Consider the following 25,242-nt stretch of genomic DNA (forward strand, 5'->3'; position numbering starts at 1 on the left):
TGGCCATTGCCGCAGTGCCGCCACATACTCGGGCATTCGTTGAAACACGGAGGTCAATCATGCGTCGCGTGGTGTTCAATCAGAAAGGTGGGGTGGGCAAGTCGAGCATCGCCTGCAACCTGGCGGCGGTCAGTGCCAATGAAGGCTACCGGACCCTTTTGATCGACCTGGATGCCCAGGCGAACTCGACCCAGTACCTCACCGGCCTGACCGGCGAGGATATCCCGATGGGTATTGCCGACTTCTTCAAGCAAAGCCTGTCCAGCGGGCCGTTCAGCAAGAAGAACAAAGTCGATATCTACGAAACCCCGTTCGACAACCTGCACGTGGTCACTGCCACTGCCGAGTTGGCCGACCTGCAGCCCAAGCTTGAGGCCAAGCACAAGATCAACAAGCTGCGAAAGTTGCTCGACGAGCTGGACGAGGACTACGAGCGTATCTACATCGATACCCCGCCAGCGCTGAACTTCTATGCCGTTTCTGCGTTGATCGCCGCAGATCGCGTGCTGATTCCCTTCGACTGTGACAGCTTTTCGCGCCAGGCCCTGTATGGCCTGCTGGCGGAGATCGAAGACCTCAAGGAAGACCACAACGAAGACTTGATGGTCGAAGGCATCGTGGTCAACCAGTTCCAGTCCCGTGCCAGCCTGCCGCAGCAGATGCTCGACGAGCTGCTGGAAGAAGGCCTGCCGGTGCTACCGGTGTACCTGGGCAGCTCGGTGAAGATGCGCGAATCGCACCACGCCAGCCTGCCGCTGATTCACCTGGAGCCCAAGCACAAGCTGACCCAGCAGTTTGTCGAGTTGCATGATCTGCTGGAGGAGAGAGGTTAGACGTCTGGTAGGTATCAAGGCTGCCAGGTGCCTGGCGCAGCATTTTCGGCGCCTGTGACATCGAGCGCCGCCCGCGCGGCGCTTCGCGGGACAAGCCCGCTCCCACATCTGTTTTGGGCCAGTCCCTCCTGTGAGTTCACCGCTGTCCGGCTTGTTTGTTCCATTCGATATCAAAGGTTACGCAGCTACCCTTCACCCATCTTTCGCCATATACCAAGGGTGCGCGCGCCTATGGCACAGGAGTAATTGGCCAGAAACAAATGTGGGAGCGGGCTTGTCCCGCGAAGCGCCGCGCGGGCGGCGCTCGATCTCACAGGCGCCATCCTGCTAACGGCATGCACCAGAAAACACACCTAAACCCCTTGGCTACGCACCCACTCCAGCAACGACTGGAGTGGAAATGCTCCGGCCTGGCGGCTGACTTCGCGGCCGTTCTTGAACAGCAGCAGGCTGGGGATCGAGCGGATGCCCAGTTGCCCGGCCAGGTTGCGGTTGGCTTCGCTGTCGAGCTTGGCCAGGCGGCAGCGGCCGGCCAGTTGGCGGGCGGCTTGTTCGAAGGTGGGAGCGAAGGATTTGCAGGGGCCGCACCAGTCGGCCCAGATGTCGACCAGCAGCGGCAGGTCGCCTTTGATCTGGCTGGCGTAGCTGGCTTCGGTGAGCTCGAAGGGGGTGCTCAACAGCACCTCCTGTTTGCAGCGGCCGCATTTCGGCGCGTCGCCCAGGCGCTCGGCGGGCAGGCGGTTGAGGCCGTTGCAGTGGGGGCAGGGGATTACCAGTGGGTCGGACATATCAATTCCTTGTGTTGTTTGTTCGGGCCCTATCGCCGGCAAGCCAGCTCCCACAGGGGGACCGCTTGCCTCAGGTCTGGCACGTTACCTGTGGGAGCTGGCTTGCCGGCGACAGGGCCGGTAGAGCAATCATCAATCAGGAAGAGCAGCTGATTTCCAGGTGCTTGCCCCATTCCGGCGGTCGCTGGGCGTAGGCCTGCATCCCGGGCTGTTCCTCGAAGGGGCGGGTCAGTACCTGGTGCAATTGCCGTACTTCACTGTAATCCCCCGCCTCAGCCGCTTCGATGGCCTTTTGCGCCAGGTAGTTGCGCAGCACATACAGCGGGTTCACCGCATGCATCCGTTCACGGCGGCCTTCGGTATTGCCGGGTTCGCGTTCACAGCGGGCCAGGTAGTCTGCACCCCAGGCATCGAAGCCGGCCAGGTCGATAAAGTCGTCGCGCACCACCTTCAGCGCCTGTGCCGCAGGCTGTTCACCCAGCTTGCGGAAGAACAGGCTGTAGTCCACGCCACCACGCTGCATGCACTGCAGCAGGCGCTCGACCAGTGCCATATCGTCGTCTTCGGCAGTGGTCAGGCCCAGGCGCCGGCGCATCAGGTCCAGGTAATGCGCCTGGTACAGCGGCAGGAACAGCCCCAGTGCTTCCTTCAGTGGCTCAACCTCGATGACAGTGGTCAGGGCCTGAGCCAGCGCGCTGAGGTTCCAGTGGGCGATGGGCACCTGGTTGGCGTAGCTGTAGCGGCCACGGTCGTCGGAGTGGTTGCAGATGAAGTTGGCGTCGAAGTCGTCGAGGAAGGCGTACGGGCCGAAGTCGAAGGTGATGCCCAGGATCGACATGTTGTCGGTGTTCATCACCCCGTGGCAGAAGCCATAGGCCTGCCAGCGGGCGATCAGTTCGGCGTTGCGCTCGACGATGGTACGGAACATGGCCAGGTACGGTTGTTCGGCGTCACGGCATTCGGGGTAGTGCTGCTCCAGCACATGGTCGATCAGCACACGCTGCTGTTCGGGCTGCTTGGTGTAGTAGAAATACTCGAAATGGCCGAAACGTACATGGCTCTGCGCCAGGCGGGTGAGCATGGCGGCGCTTTCACGGGTTTCGCGCCACACCACGGTGCTGGAGCCGATCACGCACAGCGCCCGGCTGCTGGGGATGCCGAGGGCGTGCAGGGCTTCGGAAGCAAGGAATTCGCGGATCGACGAGCGCAGCACGGCGCGGCCGTCGCCCATGCGTGAATACGGGGTCTGGCCGGCGCCCTTGAGGTGCAGGTCCCAGTGCTCGCCTTTGTCGTTGAGGACTTCGGCCAGCAGCAGGCCGCGGCCATCGCCCAGGCGGGGGTTGTACGAGCCGAACTGGTGCCCGGAATAGACCATCGCCCGTGGGTCGGCTTCTTCCCACAACTTATGGCCGCTGAACAGCTCGGCGAACACTGGCAGGTCGGCTTGCGCGGGGTCGAGCTCGAGCAAGGCCATGGCCGACTCGCTGGCTACCACCAGGCGCGGGTCTGCAATGGGCTCGGGCAGCACCTGGGTGGAGAACGCATCGCCCAGGCGGGCGAAGCGGTTGTCGAAGGTGAGTTGGTCGAGGGCTTTCACGGGCTGCTCCTGAGATTCAGCACAGAATAAAGCATTCGAGCCCACTCAGGCCGGTGCAGTGCCATCCGGTTTAGGTTGCTCCAGCGGAATCAACTGCTGCTTGCCGTCCTTCTGGTCCATCAGGAACACCTCCACCTGGCGTACCGAGATCTTGATATTGTGGGCCTTGAACTCGCGGTTGATGTAGCGGTTGATCTCGTCCAGCGTCGGGTTGCGGTCGCCCAGGTCGCGCACGTGCATGCGCAACTCGTGGTCCAGCGAGCTTTCACCGAAGTTGAGGAAGTACACGATCGGCTCCGGGTCCTTGAGCACGCGCGGGTTTTCGTGTGCGCCCTTGAGCAGCAGGTCGCGTACCAGGTCCAGGTCGGAGCCGTAGTCGATGCCCAGCTTCAGCGTCACCCGGGTGACCGTGTCGGTCAGCGACCAGTTGATCAGCTGGCCGGTGATGAAGGTCTTGTTGGGGACGATGATGTCCTTGCGGTCGAAATCGGTGATGGTGGTGGCGCGGATGCGTATCTTGCTCACCGTGCCCGACAGGTTGCCGATGGTGATGGTGTCGCCGATCCGTACCGGGCGCTCGAACAGAATCATGATGCCGGAAATGAAGTTGGCGAAAATTTCCTGCATGCCGAAGCCCAAGCCCACCGACAACGCGGCCACCAGCCATTGCAGCTTGTCCCAGCTCACCCCCAGGGTCGATAGGGTGCTGACGATACCGATGCCGACAATGGTGTACGACAGCAGGGTCGTGGTGGCATAGGCACTGCCTTGGGCCAGGTTCAGGCGTGAAAGCACCAGCACCTCGAGCAGGCCTGGCAAGTTGCCCGCCAGGGCGAAGGTGATGCCGACGATCACCAGCGCACCCAGCAGGTCGCCGAGGCTGATCGGCACCATACTGGCGGCCGTGCCGGTGCCGCTGGTGTATTCGTACAGGACGAAGTTGTTGAGGTAGGCGAACACTGAGATCAGGTCTGCCCACACCCAGTACAGGCCGGCGATGAAGCCGCCGAGCAGGGCCAGGCGGATCAGGCGCAGCGATTGCTGGTTGACCTGCTCGATGTCCAGCGTCGGCTCTTCGGTAATGACTTCGCCATCCAGCCCTTCCTTGGCCGCAGCCCGTTTGCTGAGCGCGCGTTGGTAAGCCAGGCGCCGTGCCGCCACTGACAGGCCGCGCACGAATGCCGCTTCGATCACCAGCCAGAACATTAGCAGGTACAGGGTGTAGATCAGCCGGTCGGTGAGTTTAAGCGCGGTGTAGTAGTAGCCGAAGCACACAGCGACGAACAGGGCGATGGGCAGGGCGGTGAACGCGACGCCCACGGCCTTGCGGAACAGAGAGGTATTGCGGTGCGCGGGGCTGCTGAGCAGCAGGCGGCTGAGCAGCCAGGCCATCAGTGCGTAGCAGGTCAGCACCACGCCGATACCCAGCACGTCGTCGGCCAACGCCGAAGGCTGGTGTTCGGCCACCGCCACCACACCGACCAGTGCCAGCACCACGGTGCCCAGGCGCCGCACCCAGCCACGCAGGAACTCGACCTGCGGTTTGTGCCAGCGGAAGTGGATTTCTGCCACGCCACCGGGGGCGAGGATGCGGTAGGCGGTGTAGAACACCAGCCAGGCCTGGGCCAGCTGCCAGAGTGCGGCGCCCAGGTTGGCGTTTTGCCCGCGGGCGTCGATCTGCAAGGCGTAGCTGCACAGCGCCAGGCCAAGGCTGACCGGCATCGCCAGGAGGATGTTGATAAGGATCGCCTGGGGCGTGTGCCATTGGCTGTCACGGCGGAAGTGGCCGATGTCCTGGTGCACCTTGCCTAGCCGTTGGTACAGGTACTTGCGCCGCCACAACAGCGCGCCGATGACCAGCAACAGTGGCAAGAACAGCAGCGGACGCTGGCTCAGGCCGTCGGCCAGCTCTTTCAGGCCCGAGCCCCACGGCAGGTTGGCGACCTGGTCGGCCAGGCGCTCGGGTACATAGCTCAGCCAGTCCCAGTCCAGCGGCTTGTTGCTGGGGATCCAGAACATCTGCTCGTCCAGGGTGGTGCGCAGGTTCTGCGCGGTGCCCAGCAGCTGCTTCTGGTTGAGCTGCAGGGTGATCGATTCGTTGAGCAGCGCCGACAGTTCGCGGTTCAGCCGCTCCAGCAGGTCACTGCGGGTGATCGCCACTTCCAGCAACGCCTTGCGCAGCTGGGGAGTCACGTCTTCCTGCGGTTGGGCGGCCAGCAGCTTGTCGACGTAGGTGACCGGGTTGCTCATCTGCTCGCGTTGCTGGTTGACCTCGAACTGGTACAGCCGGGTGTCGGCGATCTGGTCGGCCAGGTCGCGGTCGACTTTCAGGTGCGGCAGGGTCTGCTTCTGCTTGTAGAGGATCTTTGACAGCAGCAAGCTGCCCTTGAGCACGTTGATCTGCTCGTCCAGCGCCTGGTCGGCCTGGGTCAGGCTGTCCAGCTGCTGCTTGGTGCGCAGGTTCTGCTGGGTCAGCTCGTTGAGGCGGTCGGTGCTTTTCAGCAGGTAGTCGGAGAGCTTGAGGTTGATCGCGCTTTCGGTCGCCAGCAGGCTGCTGCCACCGGCCTTCTGGGCCTCGATCGACTGTTGGGTAACCGCTTCCTGGGACTGGGCCAGGCGCTTTTCGTTGATCAGGGTCTGCAGGTCCTGGATTTCCTGCTCCAGGCGCGCGGCGCGCTCGATCAGCAAATCATGACGAGCATTGCCGAGATCTTGCAGCAGGGTGTTGCCGGCCAGTTCCTGGCGGCGCAACAGGGTCAGCGCGTTGAGCGAGGCAAGTTCGGCGTTGAGCTGGTTGCGCTGGTCGGCGTTGATCGATTTGCCGCCGTCCTTGCCGGTTTTAAGGATGGTGTTGATCTGCTGGGCGCGGGCCTGGCTGTTGCTGATTTCGGCCTGGGCGCGTTCCGGGCGGGTTTGCGAATTGATGATCAGGCTGTTGGCTTCGGACAGCGCCTTCTGCAGCTCGCCCTGCTGGGTGTTGCGTTCGCTGAGCATTTGCTCGAGCTGCGGCACGGTGAGTGCGGCGTACCGTTGAGCGACGGGCTGCGCCTTGCTTTGCTTGAGCCTGGCGAGCTCCTTCTGGCTGTCACTGGTTTCCTTGGGCGCACTGGTCAACTGCTGCTTGAGCGCGGCGAGCTTCTTTTCGTTGTCTTCCTTGCTGGCAAGCAGGCTCAGCGTTTGCTCGAGCACTTGCTGCAGGGCCTTCTGGTCAGCCTCGGGCAGTTTGCGCTCGGCGATCTTGTCGAGGCTATTCTGGATGCTGGCGGTGGTCGGGGCTTCTGCCGCGGTGGCGGCAAAGGAAAGGGACAGGCACAGCCCGAGCAGGGCTGTGCGAAGGTACGCGCGCAGGGACATAGGCAGACTACTTGTGGATCCGGCAGAAACGAAGTTTAGAGGAACAATCCTGGTCCGGGTCGCGTTCCTTCGGGGAATCTGACGCCTACTTTCTGAATCTTGTTCCCGTCCATGGTCGCCACGGTCCAGATCGTGCCATGCCAATCGACCTGGTCACCTACTACTGGAGCGCCTCCGACCTTCTGTCGGATGAACTGCGCCAACGGCATTTTCGCGTCCAGGCCATCGAGTTTCAGGCCGTAAAGCGCTGCAACGGCTCCCAGTTCGGCATCGCCTTCGAGCACGAAGTCGCCAAAGAAACGCAGGTCCAGGCCGCGTTGTGGCGCTTGGCTGAACAACTTGCCCAGGGCAGGCAGGTTGTGCTCATGACCGATCACGCAGAGCATGTCGTCAACTTGCAGCACGGTACTGCCTGAGGGGTGCAGCAGTTGTTCGCCCCGGAACAGCGCGGCAATCCGCGTGCCTTCGGGCATTTTCAGCTCGCGCAGGGCGGCCCCGATGCACCATTTTTCGGCGCCCAGGCGGTAGACGAACATTTCCCACTCGCTGGTGATGTGCACTTCCAGGGCAGAGCGGGAGATTGGCGCCGGGTCTGGCGGTACGGTCACTTTTAGCAGTTTGGCCACCCACGGCAGGCTGGTGCCTTGCACCAGCAGTGATACCAGCACGATGAAGAACGCCAGGTTGAAGAACAGCTGAGCGTCTGGCAGGCCGGCCATCAGCGGGAACACCGCCAGAATGATCGGCACCGCGCCGCGCAGGCCTACCCAGGAGATAAAGCCTTTTTCGCGGCCATGGAAGGCCTTGAACGGCAGCAGTGCCGCGACCACCGACAGCGGCCGCGCCACCAGGATCATCCACAATGCCAGGCCTAGCGCCGGCAAGGCGATGGGCAGCAGGTCGTGAGGTGTGACCAGCAGCCCCAGCACCAGGAACATGCCGATCTGGGCCAGCCATGCCATGCCGTCGAGCATGTGCAGGATGCCATGGCGGCTGCGGATAGGCTTGTTGCCCAGCACCAGGCCGCACAGGTATACGGCGAGGAAGCCGCTACCGTGCAGGGCGTTGGTCAGCGAGAACACCACCAGGCCGCCGGCTACTACCAGGATCGGGTACAGGCCACCGGCCAGGTTGATGCGGTTTACCAGTTGCAGCATCAGCCAGCCGCCACCCAGGCCCAGCAGCCCGCCGATGCCGAATTCGCGCAACAGGTGGCCCAGCAGGCTCCAGTGCAGGCCGGTCTGGCCGCTGGCGATCATGTCGATCAGGGTGACCGTGAGGAACACGGCCATTGGGTCGTTGCTGCCCGACTCGATCTCCAGGGTGGCGGTAACCCGTTCGTTCAGGCCTTTGCCGCCCAGCAGCGAGAACACCGCAGCCGCATCGGTAGAGCCAACGATGGCGCCGATCAGCAGGCCCTGGATCAGGCTCAGGTTGAACAGCCAGGCGGCGACCAGGCCGGTGAGGGCGGTGGTGATCATTACCCCGACCGTGGCCAGCGACAGCGCCGGCCACAGCGCTACGCGAAAGCTTGCCACCCGCGTGCGCAAGCCACCGTCGAGCAGGATCACGGCCAATGCCAGGTTGCCCACCAGGTAGGCGGTCGGGTAGTTGTTGAAGATGATGCCGCCACCATCGACACCGGCGACCATGCCGACGGCGAGGATGATGACCAGAATGGGGATGCCCAGGCGCGAAGACAGCGAGCTGACCAGAATACTTGCACCCACCAGCAATGCGCCGATCAAGAACAGGCTGTTGATGGTGCTTGCATCCAAAGGCAGGTACTCCGAGACAGCGGCGGGAAAGGACGTGGTAGCGCGTTTTTCAGCAAAAGCTAGCAGGTCGCGTGCCAATCGATTCTAACCTGAGGCCGATGCGGGCTGTAAAGCGATACCGCATCGTTACTGCGGCTTGCCTGTGTAGTGGAACGCCTTGTCCCAGGTAGCCAAGATCCATGAACGATCGAGAAACCTTGTCACTCGCCCAGCTGGCCCAACGCATGCTGGGGCATTTCCCTGATTTGCACAGGATGGCGCGTCAAGCGGCCGGCCAGGTGCTGCACCAGCAACTAGGGTACTGGGTGGATCCGGACAGGCTCTATTGGCACGAATTCCACGCCGCAGCAACGAGCTCGCGCAGCTACACCGGCTGGTGCCACAGCGGGCCGCCTTGGCGCTCCCTGAGCCTGACCGAGCTGGTGATCCAGCGCTTCAGCCCACAGCAGCAGGACAGTGCAGATGAATTAAGCGTTTACGGTGGCTTCTACCGGGTGGACGCCAGCCACATTGACTATGACGAGCGCAACGAAGTGCGGCTTGACCCACAGCACGTGCTGAAGGCGTTCTGGCAACTGGATTTTGCGGGGCGCTATACCGAGGCTCTGAGCAGGTTCCGGTCGCTGCATGGCGAAGATTATTGCGTGCTGGCCCGCGCCCGTTTCCTTGCCGCCGTGGGCCAATCGACGCTCAGCGAGCCAGAGCGGCGGGAGCTGATGGTGGCGACGTTTGCGGTACCCGCACTGCCGATCAGTGTGCAAGGTCTGCGACAGACCCGGCCAGTGAATGCCCAGCGGGGTTGGAGCACGCTTGCCATCGGCGGTATCAGCGCCAGGCTGCTGTTCCAGCATAAGCTGAAGACTGGCAAGTTGTGCCTCTATCTTGCCGATGCGCAGGCTGTTGTGCAGGTATTCGACAATCGCCACGCACTTACAGCATGGCTTGCTGATCAGGCCGTCACGCCTGAGGGGCGGGAGCGCCTGGTCAGGCTGTTCGTCGGGGATGGAGTACTGGCACAGCCGCTACGCCTGCGCATAAGCACATACCTCAAGTGGCTTGCCCAGTCACGGGGCGATATCACGATTGCCGGGCAGGCGATTGCAGGGGACCTGTTCGTCCACCTGCGCGAAGCGGTCATGGATGATCTGACCAGCGATGCCCACGAGCGGCTGACCACCAACGCACAACTGCGCAAGGCCAACTGGTTGGCGGGCTTACAAGCTGCCAGTCTGGTCATTGCACCGATGGCGCCGTTTGGCTGGCCAGTCTTATTGACCTCGCTGGGGCTTGGCACCGTGAGCCTGGCGCTGCACCTGGACCGGGCGCTCAATGGCAAACGGGCCTGGCGCACGGCAGCATGGTGGGCAGTACTGACGGATATCCTTTTCATCCTGCTTGATGCAGCAATGATGCGTGCCGGTGAGCTGTTCAGCGATAGCCGCGTACCCCCGCGCATTGTTGGCCAGGCGCAAACCGCGGTTGCCAAGGTCGATTGGGGGCTTTACATGGCGCCGGCGGCAGACGAATTGCTGGCTGTGTCGGACGGGGCGCTGGCCCGCCAGGAAGCCCTGATGGGCGCGGTGCCGTGGGCTGACCTGGATGCCTTGGGCGCCCGCGGTGAGTATCTGGATGCATTCAGTGAGCCCTTTCCCGTCTATCGCGATGAGCACGGCTTTGGCTCGCCCGCCATTGCCGAGTACACCAGCTCACCAGAGCGCTACAACAACCTGTGGCGGGGGCTGCCCCTCGAGGGTACTCACGCCGAGAATATCCAGCGCAGTCACGACCTTGCCCGTGCCCTTGGCGAGATAGGCGTAAGCAACCAGGTACGGCTGTACCGTGCTGCGTCGGGCTTGCGGGGTTCCGGTATACCGGCGTTCGGCGATGGCGCCATTGAGGTGGGGGACGTGCTGGTGACCACCGACTTCACGTCTTTCACGGAAAACCGTTATGCGCTCTGGGAGGTTTTCAACGACCCGCAGACCCAGGTCAGTGGCAGAGGGGCGTTTGATGACAACGCGTTGGTGTACGTGCTGGAACCGGGCGAGGACATGCAGGCCACGCCTATCGGGCCTTTCTCAAGGCGACCGGATGAGGCAGAGTCGCTGATGTTGCCAGGGCGCTACCTGCAAGTGGAAAAGATGACAGCCGTTCAGGGCCACGATTATCGCTTCATGGAGGTGTGCCTGAAGGCACTGGCGCAAGCGCCAAGCGGGGTGACAGTGCGGGAGATGCGCACGGGGGTATTGTTCGATCGCCAGGCACTGGCTGAGCGGTTGGGCACAGAGGATGACGCGTTGATGCGCACCTTCTTTGCGCTGCCCACCTGACTGGAAGGCGTAAGAGGGGCCGCAGCGCGGCCCCTGATCAGGGTGTCAGCCCTGCTTCACTTCACGCATCGGCTTGCCTTTCACCGGCGCATCCCCTGCCACATAGTACTTGGCGGTGCTGCGCGGCAGCGGCTTGCGACCACGGATCTTGTCCGAGATCTTCTCGGCGATCATGATCGTGGTGGCGTTGAGGTTGCCGGTGATGATCAGCGGCATGATCGACGCATCGACCACGCGCAGGCCCTTCATGCCATGCACACGGCCTTCGCCGTCAACCACTGCCATGTCGTCGGTGCCCATCTTGCACGAGCACGACGGGTGGAAGGCGGTTTCGGCGTGCTCGCGGATGAACTTGTCCAGCTGTTCGTCTGTTTGCACGTCGGCGCCCGGGCTGATCTCGCGGCCACGGTATGGGTCCAGTGCCGGCTGGGCCATGATTTCGCGGGTCAGGCGGATGCCGTCACGGAACTCCTGCCAGTCCTGCTCGGTGGACATGTAGTTGAACAGGATGCTCGGGTGCTGGCGCGGGTCTTTCGACTTGGCCTGGATGCGGCCACGGGCAGGCGAGCGCATGGAGCCCATGTGCGCCTGGAAGCCGTGTTCCTTCACGCCATTGGAGCCGTTGTAGTTAATGGCCACCGGCAGGAAGTGGTACTGAATGTTCGGCCACTTGAATTCAGGGCGCGTACGGATGAAGCCACCAGCCTCGAACTGGTTGCTGGCGCCGATACCGGTGCCGTTGAACAACCACTCGGCGCCGATGGCCGGCTGGTTCCACCACAGCAGCGATGGGTACAGCGACACCGGCTGGGTGCAGGCGTACTGCAGGTACAGCTCAAGGTGGTCCTGCAGGTTTTCGCCAACGCCCGGCAGGTCGTGCACAACCGGGATGTCGAGGCTTTCCAGCAGTGCGCGCGGGCCCACGCCGGAGCGCTGCAGCAGCTGCGGAGAAGCGATGGCGCCGGAGCTTACGATCACCTCCTTGCGGGCACGGGCTTCAACACGCTCTTCGCTGTCGCCGACCAGGTAGGTCACGCCAACGGCGCGTTTGCCGTCGAACAGTACGCGGTCGCTCAGGGCGTGGGTGACGATGGTCAGGTTCGGGCGCTTCTTGGCTTGGTCCAGATAGCCACGGGCGGTGCTGGAGCGGCGGCCGTTTTTAGTGACCGAACGGTCCATCGGGCCGAAGCCTTCCTGCTGGTAGCCGTTGAGGTCTTCGGTGCGCGGGTAACCGGCTTGTACGCCGGCCTCGACCATGGCGTGGAACAGCGGGTTGTTGCCGGCCTTTGGCGTGGCAACGCTGACCGGGCCTTCACCACCGTGGTAATCGTTCGGGCCGATGTCACGGGTTTCGGCTTTACGGAAGTACGGCAGGCAATCCAGGTAGGTCCAGTCTTCCAGGCCTGGCAGTTCTGCCCAGCCGTCGAAGTCCATGGCGTTGCCGCGGATGTAGCACATGCCGTTGATCAGCGACGAGCCACCCAGGCCCTTGCCACGGCCACACTCCATGCGGCGGCCGTCCATGTGCGGCTCCGGGTCGGTCTCGTAGGCCCAGTTGTAGCGGCGGCCCTGCAGCGGGAAAGCCAGGGCGGCTGGCATCTGGGTGCGGAAGTCGAAGCGGTAGTCAGGGCCACCGGCTTCGAGCAGCAGCACGGTGACGCCGGCGTCTTCGGTCAGGCGGGTGGCCAGGGTGTTACCGGCCGAACCGGCACCGACGATGATGTAATCGAATTCTTGGGACATGAAAGTACCCTCGTGTTGGCGGTGATCAGGGAGCGGGAACGCCCGTGCACAGCGGCACGGGCGTGGCTAGACAGGGTTTAGAAAACCGAGTTGTAGCCGCCCAGCTCGACCTGGACCGACTTGATGCGAGTGTATTGAGCCAGCGAGCTGACGCCGTTCTCACGGCCGACGCCCGACTGCTTGTAGCCACCGACCGGCATTTCGGCCGGCGATTCACCCCAGGCGTTGATCCAGCAGATACCGGCGTCCAGCTTGTGGATGATGCGGTGGGCGCGGGTGATGTCGTTGGTGCACACACCGGCGGCCAGGCCGTACTCGGTGTCGTTGGCACGGCGGATCACTTCTTCCTCGGTCTCGTAGGACAGGATGCTCATGACCGGGCCGAAGATTTCTTCCTTGACGATGGTCATGTCGTCGGTGCAGTCGGTGAACACGGTCGGGGCCACGAAGGCGCCCTTGGCGAAGTCACCTTCGGTCAGACGCTCGCCGCCGCACAGTACGCGGGCACCTTCTTCTTTACCCTTGGCAATGTAGCCCAGCACGTTTTCCATGTGAGCGAAGCTGACCAGCGGGCCGAAGTTGGTGTTTTCGTCTTCCGGGTTGCCAACGCGGATGCGCGCAACACGCTCGGCGATCTTGGCTTCGAACGCCGCCTTCATTTCAGCCGGGATGAACACGCGGGTGCCGTTGGTGCACACCTGGCCCGAGCTGTAGAAGTTGGCCATCATGGCGATGTCGGCGGCCTTGTCCAGGTCGGCGTCGGCGCAGATGATCAGTGGCGACTTGCCGCCCAGCTCCATGGTGACTTCCTTCAGCGAGGAGCTGGAGGCGCTGGCCATGACTTTCTTGCCGGTGGTGGTGCCGCCGGTGAAGGAGACTTTTTCGATGCGCGGGTGCTCGGTCAACCAGGTGCCAACTTCGCGGCCGCTGCCGGTCAGCACGTTGAACACGCCATTCGGCAGGCCGGCTTCGGTGTAGATCTCGGCCAGTTTCAGGGTGGTCAGCGAGGTGACTTCCGATGGCTTGAAGATCATCGCGTTGCCGGCGGCCAGGGCCGGGGCGGATTTCCACAAGGCGATCTGGATCGGGTAGTTCCAGGCGCCGATACCTGCGGTCACGCCCAGCGGCTCGCGGCGGGTGTAGACGAAGGACGATTCACGCAGCGGAATCTGCTCGCCTTCGATGGCCGGTACCAGGCCTGCGTAGTATTCCAGCACGTCGGCGCCGGTGACGATGTCGACGTAGCGGGTTTCGGAATACGACTTGCCGGTGTCCAGGGTTTCCAGCTGGGCCAGTTCATCGTTGCGCTCGCGCAGAATTTCGACGGCACGGCGCAGGATGCGCGAACGCTGCATGGCGGTCATCGCAGCCCAGACTTTCTGGCCACGCTCGGCGCTTTCCACGGCCTTCTCGACATCGGCCTCGGTGGCACGTTGTACGTGGGCGAGGACTTCGCCGGTGGCCGGGTTGATGGCTTCGAAGGTGGCATCGCTGCCAGCGTCGACGTAAGCGCCATCAATGTAGAGTTTTTGCGTTCCGAAACGGGCCATAGTGTCCTCGCAAGTGCAGTGTGTGGTTTGGCTTGCGCGTCACGCTCCTGCCGGGTTGGCAAGGGCCGTGCGTGCTGGTTCGGCAGCCTGGTCGTTTGTGCCCAGGGTGTGCTGTTTAGCCAGTTGTAGATCCATGTATTCGTAAGCAATCCGTATCGCCTGGTCGGTGTCGAATGCATCACCCGACAGGGCGCCACGCAGCCACAAACCGTCGATCAGGGCTGCCAGGCCGCGGGCTGCCTTGCGCGCATGGTAGAGCGGCAGGGCGCGGCGGAACTGGCAGCACAGGTTGGAATACAAGCGGTGGTCGTTGATCCGCTGCAACCTGTGCAAATCGGGCTGGTGCATGCTGGAAGCCCAGAAGGCCAACCAGGTTTTCATTGCCGGGCCGTTCACCTGGCTGGCATCGAAGTTGCCTTCGATGATCACTTTCAGATGAGCGCGCGGGCTGTCATCCGCCAGGGCCTGTCGGCGTGCTCTGACACCTTCGTTGAGCATGCTCATGATGTAACCCATCGTCGCTGCGATCAGGCCGTTCTTATCCCGAAAGTAGTGACTGATGATGCCGTTTGACACACCGGCCAAGCGGGCAATCAGCGCAATGCTGGCGTCCCCCAGACCGACCTGATCGACCGCCTGCAATGTGGCTTCGATCAACTGCTGGCGGCGGATGGGTTGCATACCGACCTTGGGCATCTTGCTATCTCCTCAGGTCTGCGAGCAGGCGACGGGCGGCTGACTCGGCGAAGACCAGTCTATTTTGTTTTGATTGAACGTTCAATCAATAAAGAATAAGCTCTGCGACAATTTGTGCCATTGACAGCTTTCAGGGCGGTCGAGAAGGCACGGATTGACACCCTAGGAAATCGTGTAACCCCCGGAATACAAGGCGTTGACGGGCATGAGCGATGCGAAATACAGATTCTGCCGCACGGCCCCTGGCCCTGCGACAGGCCCTTGGAGCGGGCGAGGTAGTCTGTGACGAATGCGCGCACCCCTGCGGATGCTTGGCATTTTTCAGCAGCCCCAGTCTGTTTTTTTGCAACGTATCGATTCGGGATCACGGTTTCCAAGGTGCTTTTATAACACCTGACGCAGTGGGGATATTCCACCAATTGCTCGGGAAAGACTGATTAGCCTCCACAGCCGTACTGCCCGGAGCATTCGTGCAATGAGTTCTGCCTCACTTACCAAGCCCCCCGCCGAGAGGGTACGGGTCAACCGCGTGGTGTTCTTCACCTCCGCGCTGATGATCCTTGTTCTGACTGCCTTGCTGATCGCTGTACCCGATACCGCTGGCCAGGTGCTGGGCGTGGCCCAGAAATGGCTGACGCGCACCTTTGGCTGGTACTACATGCTGGTGATCTGCGGTTACCTGCTGTTCGTCGTCTACCTGGCCTTCTCCGATTACGGCAAGCTCAAGCTTGGCGGCAAGGACGACCAGCCTGACTTCAGCTACGGCGCCTGGGCCGGCATGCTGTTCTCTTCCGGTATTGGCATTTCGCTGCTGTACTTCGGCGCTTCCGAGCCGCTGGACCATTACTTCAACCCACCGGAAGGCACCCCGGCCAGCCTCGAAGCTGCGCGCCAGGGCCTGCAGCTGACCTTCCTGCACTGGGGCCTGCATGGCTGGGCGATCTACGCCTTGGTCGGCCTGGCTGTGGGTTACTTCGCCTACCGTCACAACCAGCCGCTGGCATTGCGCTCAGCGCTGTACCCGCTGGTGGGCGAGCGTTGGGTCAAGGGCGCTGCCGGCAACGCGGTGGACATCTTCGGCATGTTCGTCACCCTGCTGGGCCTGGTGACCAACCTGGGGATCGGCTCGATGCAGGTGTCCTCGGGCCTTGAATACCTGTTCGGCATGGAGCACAGCCAGACCAACCTGCTGGTGGTGATCCTGGTCATGGCCGGCGTGGCCACCGTGGCGGCGGTATCGGGCGTGGAAAACGGCATTCGCCGCTTGTCCAACCTGAACATCCTGCTGTTCAGCGGCCTGCTGCTGTTCGTGCTGCTGGCGGGCAACACGCTGCACCTGTTCAACGGCTTTGTGCAGAACGTTGGCGACTACCTGAACGGTATCGTGTTGAAAACCTTCGACCTTTACGTGTACGAAGGCGAAGCCGGCAAGTCCGAGCGCTGGTTGGGCCTGTGGACCGTGTTCTACTGGGCCTGGTGGATTTCCTGGGGCCCGTTCGTCGGCATGTTCATTGCCCGTATCTCCAAGGGCCGTACCGTGCGCCAACTGGTCAGCGGCGTGCTGTTGATCCCGCTGGGCTTCACCTTGGCCTGGCTGTCGATCTTCGGCAACACCGCACTGGACCTGGTGATCAACCAGGGGGCGGTGGAGCTGGGCAAGACCGCGCTGGAACAGCCGTCAATGTCGATCTACCAACTGCTGGAATACTTCCCGGCGGCGAAGATCGTGATTGGTGTGGCGGTATTTGTCGGCTTTGTACTGTTCCTCACCCCGGCCGATTCCGGCGCGGTGATGATGGCCAACCTGTCGTGCAAAGGCGGCAAGGTGGATGAAGACGCCCCGCACTGGATGGTGGTGTTCTGGTCGGTTGTCATTACCCTGGTCACCATCGGCCTGCTGTTTGCCGGTAACTTCGAAGCCATGCAAACCATGGTCGTGCTGGCAGGCCTGCCGTTCTCGGTGGTGCTGGTGCTGTTCATGTTCGGCCTGTACAAGGCCATGAAGCAGGACGTGGCGGTCGAGCAGGAGCGCGCCGAACTGGCGGCCCGTGGTCGTCGTGGCTTCAGCGAGCGCCTGACCCAGCTGGAGCTGCAGCCCACCCAGGCTGTGGTGCAGCGCTTCATGGACAAGCAGGTCAGCCCGGCGCTGAAAGAAGCGGCCGCGCAGTTGCAGACTCTGGGCTTTGAGGTGGAAACCCGCGTTGGCCAGTCGCGCAACATGATGGGCCTGCGGGTGATGATGGACGAGGGTAACCCGTTCGTTTACGAAGTGAGCCTGGACGGCTACATGGCCGCGCCGAGCGAGGCGCCGGTTGAAGGCGAACCGGAAGTGCGTCAGCGCTACTATCGCGCCGAGGTGTACCTGCACGATGGCAGCCAGGAGTATGACCTGATGGGCTTTGCGCCCGAGCAGATCGTGCGTGATGTGCTGGATCAGTTCGAAAGCCACCGCCAGCTGCTGGGGCGTGTGTACAGCTGATTGCTGTTGATGCAAACAAAACCCCGCTCACTGAGCGGGGTTTTTTATTGGGGTCGCTTTGCGGCCCTTCGCGGGCATGCCCGCTCCCACAGGATTGTCACAGGGCCTGAAGCCGGCGCGATCCCTGTGGGAGCGGGCGTGCCCGCGAAGGGCTGCAAAGCAGCCCCAGCTTCTCAGCGATTGGTGTAGCGGCCATTCTTGCCATGCCCAGGCATCGCCTGGTTGCTGCGCACGGCAATCATCTGGCTGAGCCTGATCAGTTCGACGCCCTGGGCCTTGAGCTGTGGCAGTGCCCGTTCCAGCACGTCGAGGGTTTGTGGGTAAGGATGCCCGATCAGCACCGCAGACCCTTGCTTGCGCGCCAGGGCGATGCCTTGCTGCAACTGCCCGGTGATCGCCTCGGTTGTGCGCACATCGTCGAGGAACACATCCCGCGAAACGTGGGCCAGGCTGATGCGCTGGGCCTCGGCTGCGGCCACGGTGGCGGCGCTGGTGCGGCTGTCGACGAAGAACAGGTGGCGTTGCTGCAGTTCACCCATCAACCAGGCCATGGGTTCACGCTGTGCCGTCATGCGGCTGCCCATGTGGTTGTTGATGCCGGCGGCGTAGGGCACTTTCGCCAAGGCCGCATCCAGGCGCTGCGCCAGCGCTTCGATGGCTATGCCTGGGTGCCAGGCATAGGGCCCGGTGGCCGGGTCCATGGGCATGTGCAGGATCACCGTTTTGCCGGCCTTGTGGGCCTGGCGGGCGAAGTCAGTGGCATGCGGGGTATCGGGCATGATCGCCATGGTCACCGGGCCGGGAAGGGCGAGGGTACGGCTGTCACGCTCGGTGCTTTGGCCCAGGTCGTCGATGATGATGCTCATGTAGGCCTTGCTGACCGGCGCCGCGTGCGCGACACCGGCCATCAGGGAGAACAGCAGACACAGCAGGTAACGCATCGTGTGGATCATTTGCCCGAAGTGATGTTCAGCCCCTTGAGCAGGCTCAGAGCCTGGCTCAGCTGGAAGTCATCGTCCTGCGGGCGTTCCTTGCGTTTGCTGCTGCCGGTCGGGCGGTCGGCGCCGCCGTTGCCGTTGCCCAGGTGGCCCTGCAGGTCGGCTTCCTTGAAATTGTCGGTATCGACTTCGGCGGTAAGTTTGGCCGGGCGCACTTCGATATCGGGGACGATGCCCTGGGCCTGGATCGAGCGGCCATTCGGCGTGTAATACAGCGCGGTAGTCAGCTTCAGGGCGCGGTCGTTGGCCAGCGGCAGCACGGTCTGCACCGAGCCTTTGCCGAAGCTGTCGGTACCCATCAGTACGGCGCGCTTCTGGTCCTGCAGGGCGCCTGCGACAATTTCCGAGGCCGAGGCACTGCCGCCGTTGATAAGCACCACCAGTGGCACGCCATCGCTGGCGTCGGCCGGGTCGGCAGAGAAACGCAGTTCGGAGTTGGCGATGCGGCCCTTGGTGTAGACGATCAGGCCCTTGGTCAGGAAGTGGTCGGCCACTTCCACCGCCGACTGCAACACGCCGCCCGGGTTGTTGCGCAGGTCCAGCACTACCCCGCGCAACTTCTTGCCGTTGTCTTTGCGCAGCTTGGCCAGCGCCTTGCCCACTTCGTCGCCGGTCTTGACCTGGAACTGGGTGATGCGGATGTAGCCGTAATCGTTCTCCAGCAGCTGGCTCTTCACGCTCTTGACCTGAATAACCGCGCGGGCCAGTGTCACGTCGAACGGATTGCCGCCGTCACGCACCAGGGTCAGGGTGATCTTCTCGCCGATCTTGCCGCGCATCTTGTCGACCGCTTCGGTCATGGTCTGGCCACGGGTCGGGGCGCCGTTGATCTTGACGATCAGGTCGCCTGCCTGCACGCCGGCACGCGAAGCCGGGGTGTCGTCGATTGGCGACACCACCTTGATAAAGCCGTCTTCCTGGCCAACCTCGATGCCCAGCCCGCCGAACTCACCGCTGGTGCTTTCCTGCAGCTCCTGGAAGTCCTCCGGGCCGAGGTAGGCGGAGTGCGGGTCGAGGTTGCTGAGCATGCCCTTGATGGCGTTTTCCAGCAGGGTCTTGTCATCCACCGGTTCGACGTAGGCAGCCTTGATGCGGTCCATGACCTCGGCGAAGGTGCGCAGCTCTTCCAGCGGCAGCGGCGCCTTGGCGGTTACCTCGGTGGCTGGCACTGCGGCGGCCTTGGCCGGCTCTGCGGCGGTGGCCAGGGGCGCGCCGACCGCCAGGGCGATGGACAGGGCCAGCTGGGTGAGACGAGGCGAGTGCAGCATGTCGAACGAACTCCTGATCCTGTAAGTGCTCCCTGGGGAGCATCGGCGCAGCTCTCAGTCTACGCCGTATAAATTTGACTAGCCCCGGCACCATTGCGAAGGGTCGGTAGGCCGGCCCTGCTGGCGGATGGCGAAGTACAAGCCTGCCGCGTCCTGGCCACCGCTGTCACCAACGGTGGAAATGGCTTCACCGGCCTTGACGATATCACCGGCGTTTTTGAGCAGGCTCTGGTTGTGACCGTACAGGCTCAGGTAACCATTGCCATGGTCGAGAATGACCAGAAGCCCCGCGCCGCGCAACCAGTCGGCGAACACCACGCGCCCGCCGTGCACCGCACGGACCTGGGTGCCCGGGTTGGCACTGATCATCACCCCATCCCACTTGGCACGGGCGTCGCTGCCGCGGGCATCACCGAAGCGTGCCAGCAATCGACCGTTCACCGGCCATGGAAGTTTTCCCCGTGCCGAAGAAAATGCACCGCCGTAGCTTGCGCCGTCGGTGGAAACCATCGGGCCGAGTGTGGTGCGGGCCTTTTTCGGTGGTTCCACAGGTTCCTGGGCCTGCTCGCGGGCAGCGGCGGCGGCCAGCGCCTCCTGCTGACGGCGTTTTTCCGCTTCCTGCTGGGCCAGCAAGGCTTTCTTGCGCGCCTCTTCAGCTTCGCGGGCCTGCCGGGCCAGGGTTTCCTCGATGGTCTTGAGGACTTTGGACAGGTCGGCCTGGTCCTGCTCGCGGGCTTGCAACTTCTGATCGCGGTCCTTCATGTCGCCATTGAGCTTGGCCAGCACCTGCTGGCGCTTGCCGCGTTCGGCTTCCAGCGCCTGGCGGCGGCTGTCGAGGTCGGCGCGCTGGGTCAGCAACTGTTGCTGCTGGCCGGCAATTTCCTGCTCGACGTTGGCCAGTTGGCGCAAGGTCTCGTTGAAGGTGCGCAATTGCTCCAGGCGCGCTTTGCTGAGGTAGTCGTAGTACGTCAGGGTGCGGGCGAACTTCTCGGGGTTCTGCTGGTTGAGCAGCAGTTTGAGGTATTCCTCGCGGCCGTTGTTCTGGTAGGCCGAGCGGGCCTGTATGGCAATCAGTCGTTGTTGTTCAACGCGGGCGCTCTGGAGTTTTTTTTTCTCGGTATCAAGGCGCTCCAGATCGCCCTCGGTCTTTTTTAGTTCTTGCTGCAGTGCCTCCACCTGCTTTTCGAGGTTGCCGATGTCGGTCTCGGTGGCTTTGAGGTCCTTTTGCACACCGGCCTTTTCTTCCTGGAGCTTGCCCAGCGTCTTCTTGAGCTCGGCAATATCCTGGCGGGTGGCGTCCAGTTGCTGCTGGGTCTGGGCACGCTCATCGGCAAAGGCCGGGCTGAGCAGGCAAGACAGGGCGAGTAGGATCAGGGCGCGAAGCATGGGGTTTGGCGTACCAAGGATGGAGACCGGCCTAGTATGCCCGCCCGGGCAGGCAAAAAAAACGCCTCGCTGCGGGTGCAGGGGGGCGTTGGTCTGGAAGTCATGTGCGATCGGGGCCGCTTTGCGGCCCATTCGCGGGGCAAGCCCGCTCCCACAGGTACCCACGCAGTGCGTTGTGGGAGCGGGCTTGTCCCGCGAATGGCGCCAATCAGGCGTCGATCAGGATCGACGTCCCGGTCATTTCCACCGGCTTTTCCAGCCCCAGCAGCTTCAGCATGGTCGGTGCCACATCGGCCAGCACACCGCCTTCGCGTACCTTGACGTTGCGCTTGCCCACATAGATGAACGGCACCGGCTCGGTGGTGTGCGCGGTGTGCGCCTGGCCGGTGCATTCGTCTTCCATCTGCTCGACGTTGCCATGGTCGGCGGTAATCAGCGCTTCGCCGTCTACCTTCTCCAGTGCTTCGACAATGCGCCCTACACAGGTATCCAGCGCTTCGACCGCCTTGACCGCTGCCTCGAACACGCCTGTGTGGCCAACCATGTCACCGTTGGCGTAGTTGACCACGATCACATCGTAACGCTGCTGCTCAATGGCTTCGACAATGCGATCGGTCACTTGCGGCGCGTTCATCTCCGGCTGCAGGTCGTAGGTGGCGACCTTCGGCGACGGGATCAGAATGCGTTCTTCACCTTCAAACGGCTCTTCACGCCCGCCCGAGAAGAAGAAGGTAACGTGGGCGTACTTCTCGGTCTCGGCGATGCGCAGCTGGGTCTTGCCGTTCTTGGCCAGGTACTCGCCCAGCACATTGTTCAGGCTGGAGGGTGCAAAAGCCGCCGGGGCCGGGATCTTGGCCGAATACTGGGTCAGGCCGATGTAGGCCGCCAGTTTTGGCAGGCGGGCGCGTGGGAACTCGCTGAAGTCGGTTTCCACAAACGCACGCGACAGCTCGCGGGCGCGGTCGGCGCGGAAGTTCATGAAGATCACGGCGTCGCCATCTTCAACCTTGACCGCCTCGCCAATGCGCGTGGCCTTGACGAACTCGTCGCTCTCGTCACGGGCATAGGCCGCTTCCAGGCCGGCCTGGGCGGTGTCGGCGGTGTACTCGGCGGTGCTGTCGACGATCAGGTTGTAGGCGGCGCTGACACGGTCCCAGCGGTTGTCGCGGTCCATGGCAAAGTAGCGGCCGATCAGGCTGGCGATGCGGCCCTTGCCCAGCCTGGCGAAGGTGGCGTCGATCAGTTCGATGGACGACTGGGCGCTGCGTGGCGGGGTGTCGCGGCCATCGAGGAAGGCGTGCAGGTAGATCTTTTCTGCCCCGCGCTGCGCAGCCAGTTCGGCCATGGCAACCAGGTGGTCCTGGTGGCTGTGCACGCCGCCATCAGACAGCAGGCCGAGAATGTGAACGGCCTTGCCGGCACTGGTTGCCTTGTCCACAGCGCCGGTGAGCACCGGGTTCTCGAAGAACTCGCCATCGCGGATGGCTTTGGTGACGCGGGTGAAGTCCTGGTAGACGACGCGGCCGGCCCCCAGGTTCATGTGACCGACTTCGGAGTTGCCCATCTGCCCGTCCGGCAGGCCGACATCCATGCCCGAGCCGGAAATGAGCCCATGCGGCCGGGTGGCGCGCAGGCGATCATAAACCGGCGTATTGGCGGCAAAGATGGCGTTGTGTTCGGGGATTTCACTGTGGCCGAAGCCATCCAGGATGATCAGGACCAGGGGTTTGGGCGTACTCGTCATCAATCAAACTCACGGTTGTTCAAAGATGATAAAGACACGCATTTTAGGGCAAATACGCCACCTGCGGCGAATATTCGTCCTGTTCCCTGACCAGCGCGGCCAATGCGGCAACATGAAGGTACCTTTGCAGCCCGCCCGTCGGGCTTTGGTGGTACTGGGGGGCTGTGTATACTGGCCGGCATTTTCAATCGCCTGGAACACCGCTGATGGTTGCTCACCTGATTCAATTCGCGACAGATCACTACATCCTGGTTGCGATTTTCGTTGTTCTGCTGGTCCTGCTGCTGCTCAACGAAATCCGCCGCGGCGGCCAGAGCCTGAGCAATGGCCAACTGACCGCCCTGGTCAACGCCGACAAGGGCCTGGTCATCGACATCCGTACTGCCAAGGAATACGCCGCTGGCCACATCGTCGGTGCCATCAACATTCCGCAGGACAAGCTGGCCGCTCGCATGAGCGAGCTTGAAAAGCACAAAGAGAAGACCCTGATCGTTGTCGACGCAATGGGCCAGCAGTCCGGCACCCACTGCCGCGAACTGCTCAAGGCTGGCTACACCGCTGCCAAACTGAGCGGTGGCGTTTCCAGCTGGAAAGCCGATAACCTGCCCCTGGTGAAGTGATATGAAGCCCGTCATCGTCTATTCCAGCGACTACTGCCCCTACTGCATGCGCGCCAAGTACCTGCTCGAGAGCAAGGGCGTGGCCTTCCAGGAAATCAAGGTCGACGGCAAGCCGCAGGTTCGCGCCGAGATGAGCCAGAAGGCCGGCCGTACGTCGGTGCCGCAGATCTGGATCGGCAGCACCCACGTCGGTGGATGCGATGACCTCTATGCCCTGGAGCGCGCTGGCAAGCTCGACGCGCTGCTGGCGGCCTGATTTGCACTGCATTCAAAAACATTAGGATAAGGACCTGCCATGACTGACCAACAGACCAACGGCGCTGCTGCAGAAGACAACAGCCCTCAGTTCTCCCTGCAGCGCATCTATGTGCGCGACCTGTCGTTCGAGGCCCCGAAAAGCCCGCAGATCTTCCGTCAGACCTGGGAGCCAAGCGTTGCGCTGGACTTGAACACCAAGCAGAAGGCTCTGGAAGGTGACTTCCACGAAGTGGTGCTGACCCTGTCGGTTACCGTCAAGAACGGTGACGAAGTGGCCTTCATTGCTGAAGTGCAGCAGGCCGGTATCTTCCTGATCGCCAACCTGGATGCGGCTTCGATGAGCCACACCCTGGGTGCGTTCTGCCCGAACATCCTGTTCCCTTACGCCCGTGAGACCCTGGACAGCCTGGTGACCCGCGGTTCGTTCCCGGCCCTGATGCTGTCGCCGGTCAACTTCGACGCACTGTACGCGCAAGAAATGCAGCGCATGCAGGAAGCGGGCGAAGTGCCGACTGTGCAGTAATCACTGCCGGTATCAAGAAAGCGCCTCTCGGGGCGCTTTTTTGTTGCCTGTTCCGGCCTCTTCGCGGGGCAAGCCCGCCCCCACGTTGAACTGTGTACGCCCAACCCTTGTGGGAGCGGGCTTGCCCCGCGAAGAGGCCGCACCTGCCAATGCATCAGCTACCGGCAAACCCGTTCTGCCGCCAGGCCTCATACACCGTCACCGCCACGGTATTGGACAGGTTCAGGCTACGGCACCCCGGCCGCATTGGCAGGCGCAGGCGTTGTTCAGCCGGCAGGCTGTCCAGCACCTCGGCCGGCAACCCGCGGCTCTCTGGCCCGAACAGGAAGGCATCGCCCGGCTGATAGGCCACTTCATGGAACGGGTGCGAGCCTTTGGTGGTAAAGGCGAACAGCCTTGGATTACCCAGGCTTTCCAGGCATCCGGCCAGGCTCTCGTGGCGCTTGAGCGTGGCATACTCATGGTAATCCAGCCCCGCGCGACGCAGGCGCTTGTCATCCAGTTCGAAGCTGATGGGTTCGATCAGGTGCAGGTCGCAGCCGCTGTTGGCGCACAGGCGAATGATGTTGCCGGTATTCGGCGGAATTTCTGGTTGAAAAAGGATGACGTGAAACATGCACGGCTCCAAGCGTGAAAATGACGGGCATTCTACCCCTGAACCGGACGTGCGTTCGAAGGCCTTCCCACGGGTAATGCTGTCACTGGCGATTGTCGGCTTGATGGTAGGGCTGATGATCGGCCGCCTGACCGCGCCCGACGAGCGTGAGCTGCAGCAGGTGGAGGTGGTGCAGGATGGCCTGACGCTGTGGTTCAACGAAGAACCCAAGCTGCATGGCGAGAATGTGGAAGGCACGGTTGCGCTGCTGTTCCAGGCTCAGGGCAAGGCTCAGCAGGGGCAATTGAGCCTGCAGGGCAAACCGGTCAGTTGGCGGGTACAGAAGAGTCAGGAAGGGTTGTTGCTGACGGTGATTGCCGCGCGTCCCCTGCACGGCGAGTGGGCCGGTGCAGAGGACGATGGGCGTTGGCGGGTACAGGTGAAACTGCACGAATAAAAGAGGGGATATCCCGGCCTGCCTGTACCAGGGTCCCCAAAAGGGGTTACTGCGTATAAAGGGGGGATGACCCGGCCTGCCTGTACCGAGGTCCCCAAAACGGGCGGTGCTGCGAATAAAAGAGGGGTTCACCCGGCCTGCCTGTACCAGGGCCCCCGAAACTGGGTATGTATTAGCTATTGCAGGGGGCGTGCCAATTTTGCAAAGCCCGTGAATGTTGGGCTTTGAGGGGGATTTGGCCGAGT

Annotated in this window: 19 protein-coding genes; 7 read left to right on the forward strand and 12 right to left on the reverse strand. The window is 62.6% G+C overall.

Annotated features, from left to right (window positions below):
* Positions 1-59: 59 nt before the first annotated feature.
* Complete coding sequence (locus tag J3A71_RS01640; RefSeq protein ID WP_016489613.1) at positions 60-833, forward strand: ParA family protein; 774 nt, start codon at positions 60-62, stop codon at positions 831-833.
* Between the two features lie 353 nt (positions 834-1,186).
* Here the strand turns inward: J3A71_RS01640 and trxC are convergent, their stop codons facing one another.
* The 4 genes from trxC to J3A71_RS01660 all read right to left on the reverse strand — a co-directional run bounded on the left by trxC (position 1,187) and on the right by J3A71_RS01660 (position 8,350).
* Positions 1,187-1,621, reverse strand: a complete 435-nt coding sequence (trxC, locus tag J3A71_RS01645) for a thioredoxin TrxC (protein ID WP_016489611.1) — start codon at positions 1,619-1,621, stop codon at positions 1,187-1,189.
* 136 nt (positions 1,622-1,757) lie between these two features.
* Positions 1,758-3,218 carry a protein adenylyltransferase SelO gene (gene selO / locus J3A71_RS01650; protein WP_095116151.1) on the reverse strand — a complete coding sequence of 487 codons (1,461 nt, stop codon included), beginning with the start codon at positions 3,216-3,218 and terminating at the stop codon, positions 1,758-1,760.
* A gap of 45 nt (positions 3,219-3,263) precedes the next feature.
* Complete coding sequence (gene mscK / locus J3A71_RS01655) at positions 3,264-6,572, reverse strand: mechanosensitive channel MscK (RefSeq protein WP_096426872.1); 3,309 nt, start codon at positions 6,570-6,572, stop codon at positions 3,264-3,266.
* A 35-nt stretch (positions 6,573-6,607) separates the two neighbouring features.
* Positions 6,608-8,350 (reverse strand): potassium/proton antiporter, encoded by a 1,743-nt coding sequence (locus J3A71_RS01660; RefSeq protein WP_016489608.1) that lies wholly within the window; start codon positions 8,348-8,350, stop codon positions 6,608-6,610.
* Positions 8,351-8,529: 179 nt separating this feature from the next.
* Between J3A71_RS01660 and J3A71_RS01665 the strand changes: the two genes are divergently transcribed.
* Complete coding sequence (locus J3A71_RS01665) at positions 8,530-10,680, forward strand: DUF6543 domain-containing protein (protein ID WP_096426871.1); 2,151 nt, start codon at positions 8,530-8,532, stop codon at positions 10,678-10,680.
* A 45-nt stretch (positions 10,681-10,725) separates the two neighbouring features.
* Here the strand turns inward: J3A71_RS01665 and betA are convergent, their stop codons facing one another.
* The 3 genes from betA to betI form a co-directional block, all read right to left on the reverse strand.
* Positions 10,726-12,423 carry a choline dehydrogenase gene (gene betA / locus J3A71_RS01670; protein WP_016489606.1) on the reverse strand — a complete coding sequence of 566 codons (1,698 nt, stop codon included), beginning with the start codon at positions 12,421-12,423 and terminating at the stop codon, positions 10,726-10,728.
* A 77-nt stretch (positions 12,424-12,500) separates the two neighbouring features.
* A complete protein-coding gene (gene betB / locus J3A71_RS01675) occupies positions 12,501-13,973 on the reverse strand; it encodes a betaine-aldehyde dehydrogenase (protein ID WP_096426870.1) in 1,473 nt (490 codons plus the stop codon).
* Between the two features lie 39 nt (positions 13,974-14,012).
* Positions 14,013-14,669, reverse strand: coding sequence for a transcriptional regulator BetI (gene betI, locus J3A71_RS01680; RefSeq protein WP_016489604.1), 657 nt, complete (start codon positions 14,667-14,669; stop codon positions 14,013-14,015).
* 532 nt (positions 14,670-15,201) lie between these two features.
* On the opposite strand from betI, the gene J3A71_RS01685 reads away from it, so the two are divergent.
* The gene (locus tag J3A71_RS01685) at positions 15,202-17,148 is read left to right on the forward strand and encodes a BCCT family transporter (protein ID WP_224372596.1); all 1,947 of its coding nucleotides are present in this window, start codon (positions 15,202-15,204) and stop codon (positions 17,146-17,148) included.
* Positions 17,149-17,321: 173 nt separating this feature from the next.
* Here J3A71_RS01685 and J3A71_RS01690 read toward each other — a convergent pair whose 3' ends face one another.
* From J3A71_RS01690 to gpmI, 4 genes are all read right to left on the reverse strand, one after another.
* Positions 17,322-18,089, reverse strand: a complete 768-nt coding sequence (locus J3A71_RS01690) for a divergent polysaccharide deacetylase family protein (protein ID WP_024717347.1) — start codon at positions 18,087-18,089, stop codon at positions 17,322-17,324.
* A gap of 8 nt (positions 18,090-18,097) precedes the next feature.
* Positions 18,098-19,414 (reverse strand): S41 family peptidase, encoded by a 1,317-nt coding sequence (locus tag J3A71_RS01695; protein WP_016489601.1) that lies wholly within the window; start codon positions 19,412-19,414, stop codon positions 18,098-18,100.
* A 78-nt stretch (positions 19,415-19,492) separates the two neighbouring features.
* Positions 19,493-20,800 carry a murein hydrolase activator EnvC gene (locus tag J3A71_RS01700; RefSeq protein ID WP_016489600.1) on the reverse strand — a complete coding sequence of 436 codons (1,308 nt, stop codon included), beginning with the start codon at positions 20,798-20,800 and terminating at the stop codon, positions 19,493-19,495.
* Between the two features lie 208 nt (positions 20,801-21,008).
* Positions 21,009-22,544 carry a 2,3-bisphosphoglycerate-independent phosphoglycerate mutase gene (gene gpmI / locus J3A71_RS01705; RefSeq protein WP_060516906.1) on the reverse strand — a complete coding sequence of 512 codons (1,536 nt, stop codon included), beginning with the start codon at positions 22,542-22,544 and terminating at the stop codon, positions 21,009-21,011.
* Between the two features lie 206 nt (positions 22,545-22,750).
* Here gpmI and J3A71_RS01710 point away from each other — a divergent pair, with 206 nt between their 5' ends.
* From J3A71_RS01710 to secB, 3 genes are read left to right on the forward strand one after another with little or no spacing between them, the layout of a single operon-like run.
* Positions 22,751-23,164, forward strand: coding sequence for a rhodanese-like domain-containing protein (locus J3A71_RS01710; protein WP_016489598.1), 414 nt, complete (start codon positions 22,751-22,753; stop codon positions 23,162-23,164).
* Position 23,165: 1 nt separating this feature from the next.
* Complete coding sequence (grxC, locus tag J3A71_RS01715; RefSeq protein WP_016489597.1) at positions 23,166-23,420, forward strand: glutaredoxin 3; 255 nt, start codon at positions 23,166-23,168, stop codon at positions 23,418-23,420.
* A 39-nt stretch (positions 23,421-23,459) separates the two neighbouring features.
* Positions 23,460-23,945, forward strand: coding sequence for a protein-export chaperone SecB (gene secB / locus J3A71_RS01720; RefSeq protein ID WP_016489596.1), 486 nt, complete (start codon positions 23,460-23,462; stop codon positions 23,943-23,945).
* Positions 23,946-24,099: 154 nt separating this feature from the next.
* Here secB and trmL read toward each other — a convergent pair whose 3' ends face one another.
* The gene (gene trmL / locus J3A71_RS01725; protein WP_013974580.1) at positions 24,100-24,561 is read right to left on the reverse strand and encodes a tRNA (uridine(34)/cytosine(34)/5-carboxymethylaminomethyluridine(34)-2'-O)-methyltransferase TrmL; all 462 of its coding nucleotides are present in this window, start codon (positions 24,559-24,561) and stop codon (positions 24,100-24,102) included.
* On the opposite strand from trmL, the gene J3A71_RS01730 reads away from it, so the two are divergent.
* Positions 24,560-24,997, forward strand: coding sequence for a hypothetical protein (locus J3A71_RS01730; protein ID WP_209953618.1), 438 nt, complete (start codon positions 24,560-24,562; stop codon positions 24,995-24,997). The genes trmL and J3A71_RS01730 overlap by 2 nt on opposite strands.
* The last annotated feature ends 245 nt before the right edge of the window (positions 24,998-25,242 follow it).

Origin of the sequence: Pseudomonas sp. PvP089, assembly GCF_017875165.1 — a bacterium.
Taxonomy (GTDB): domain Bacteria; phylum Pseudomonadota; class Gammaproteobacteria; order Pseudomonadales; family Pseudomonadaceae; genus Aquipseudomonas; species Aquipseudomonas fortuita.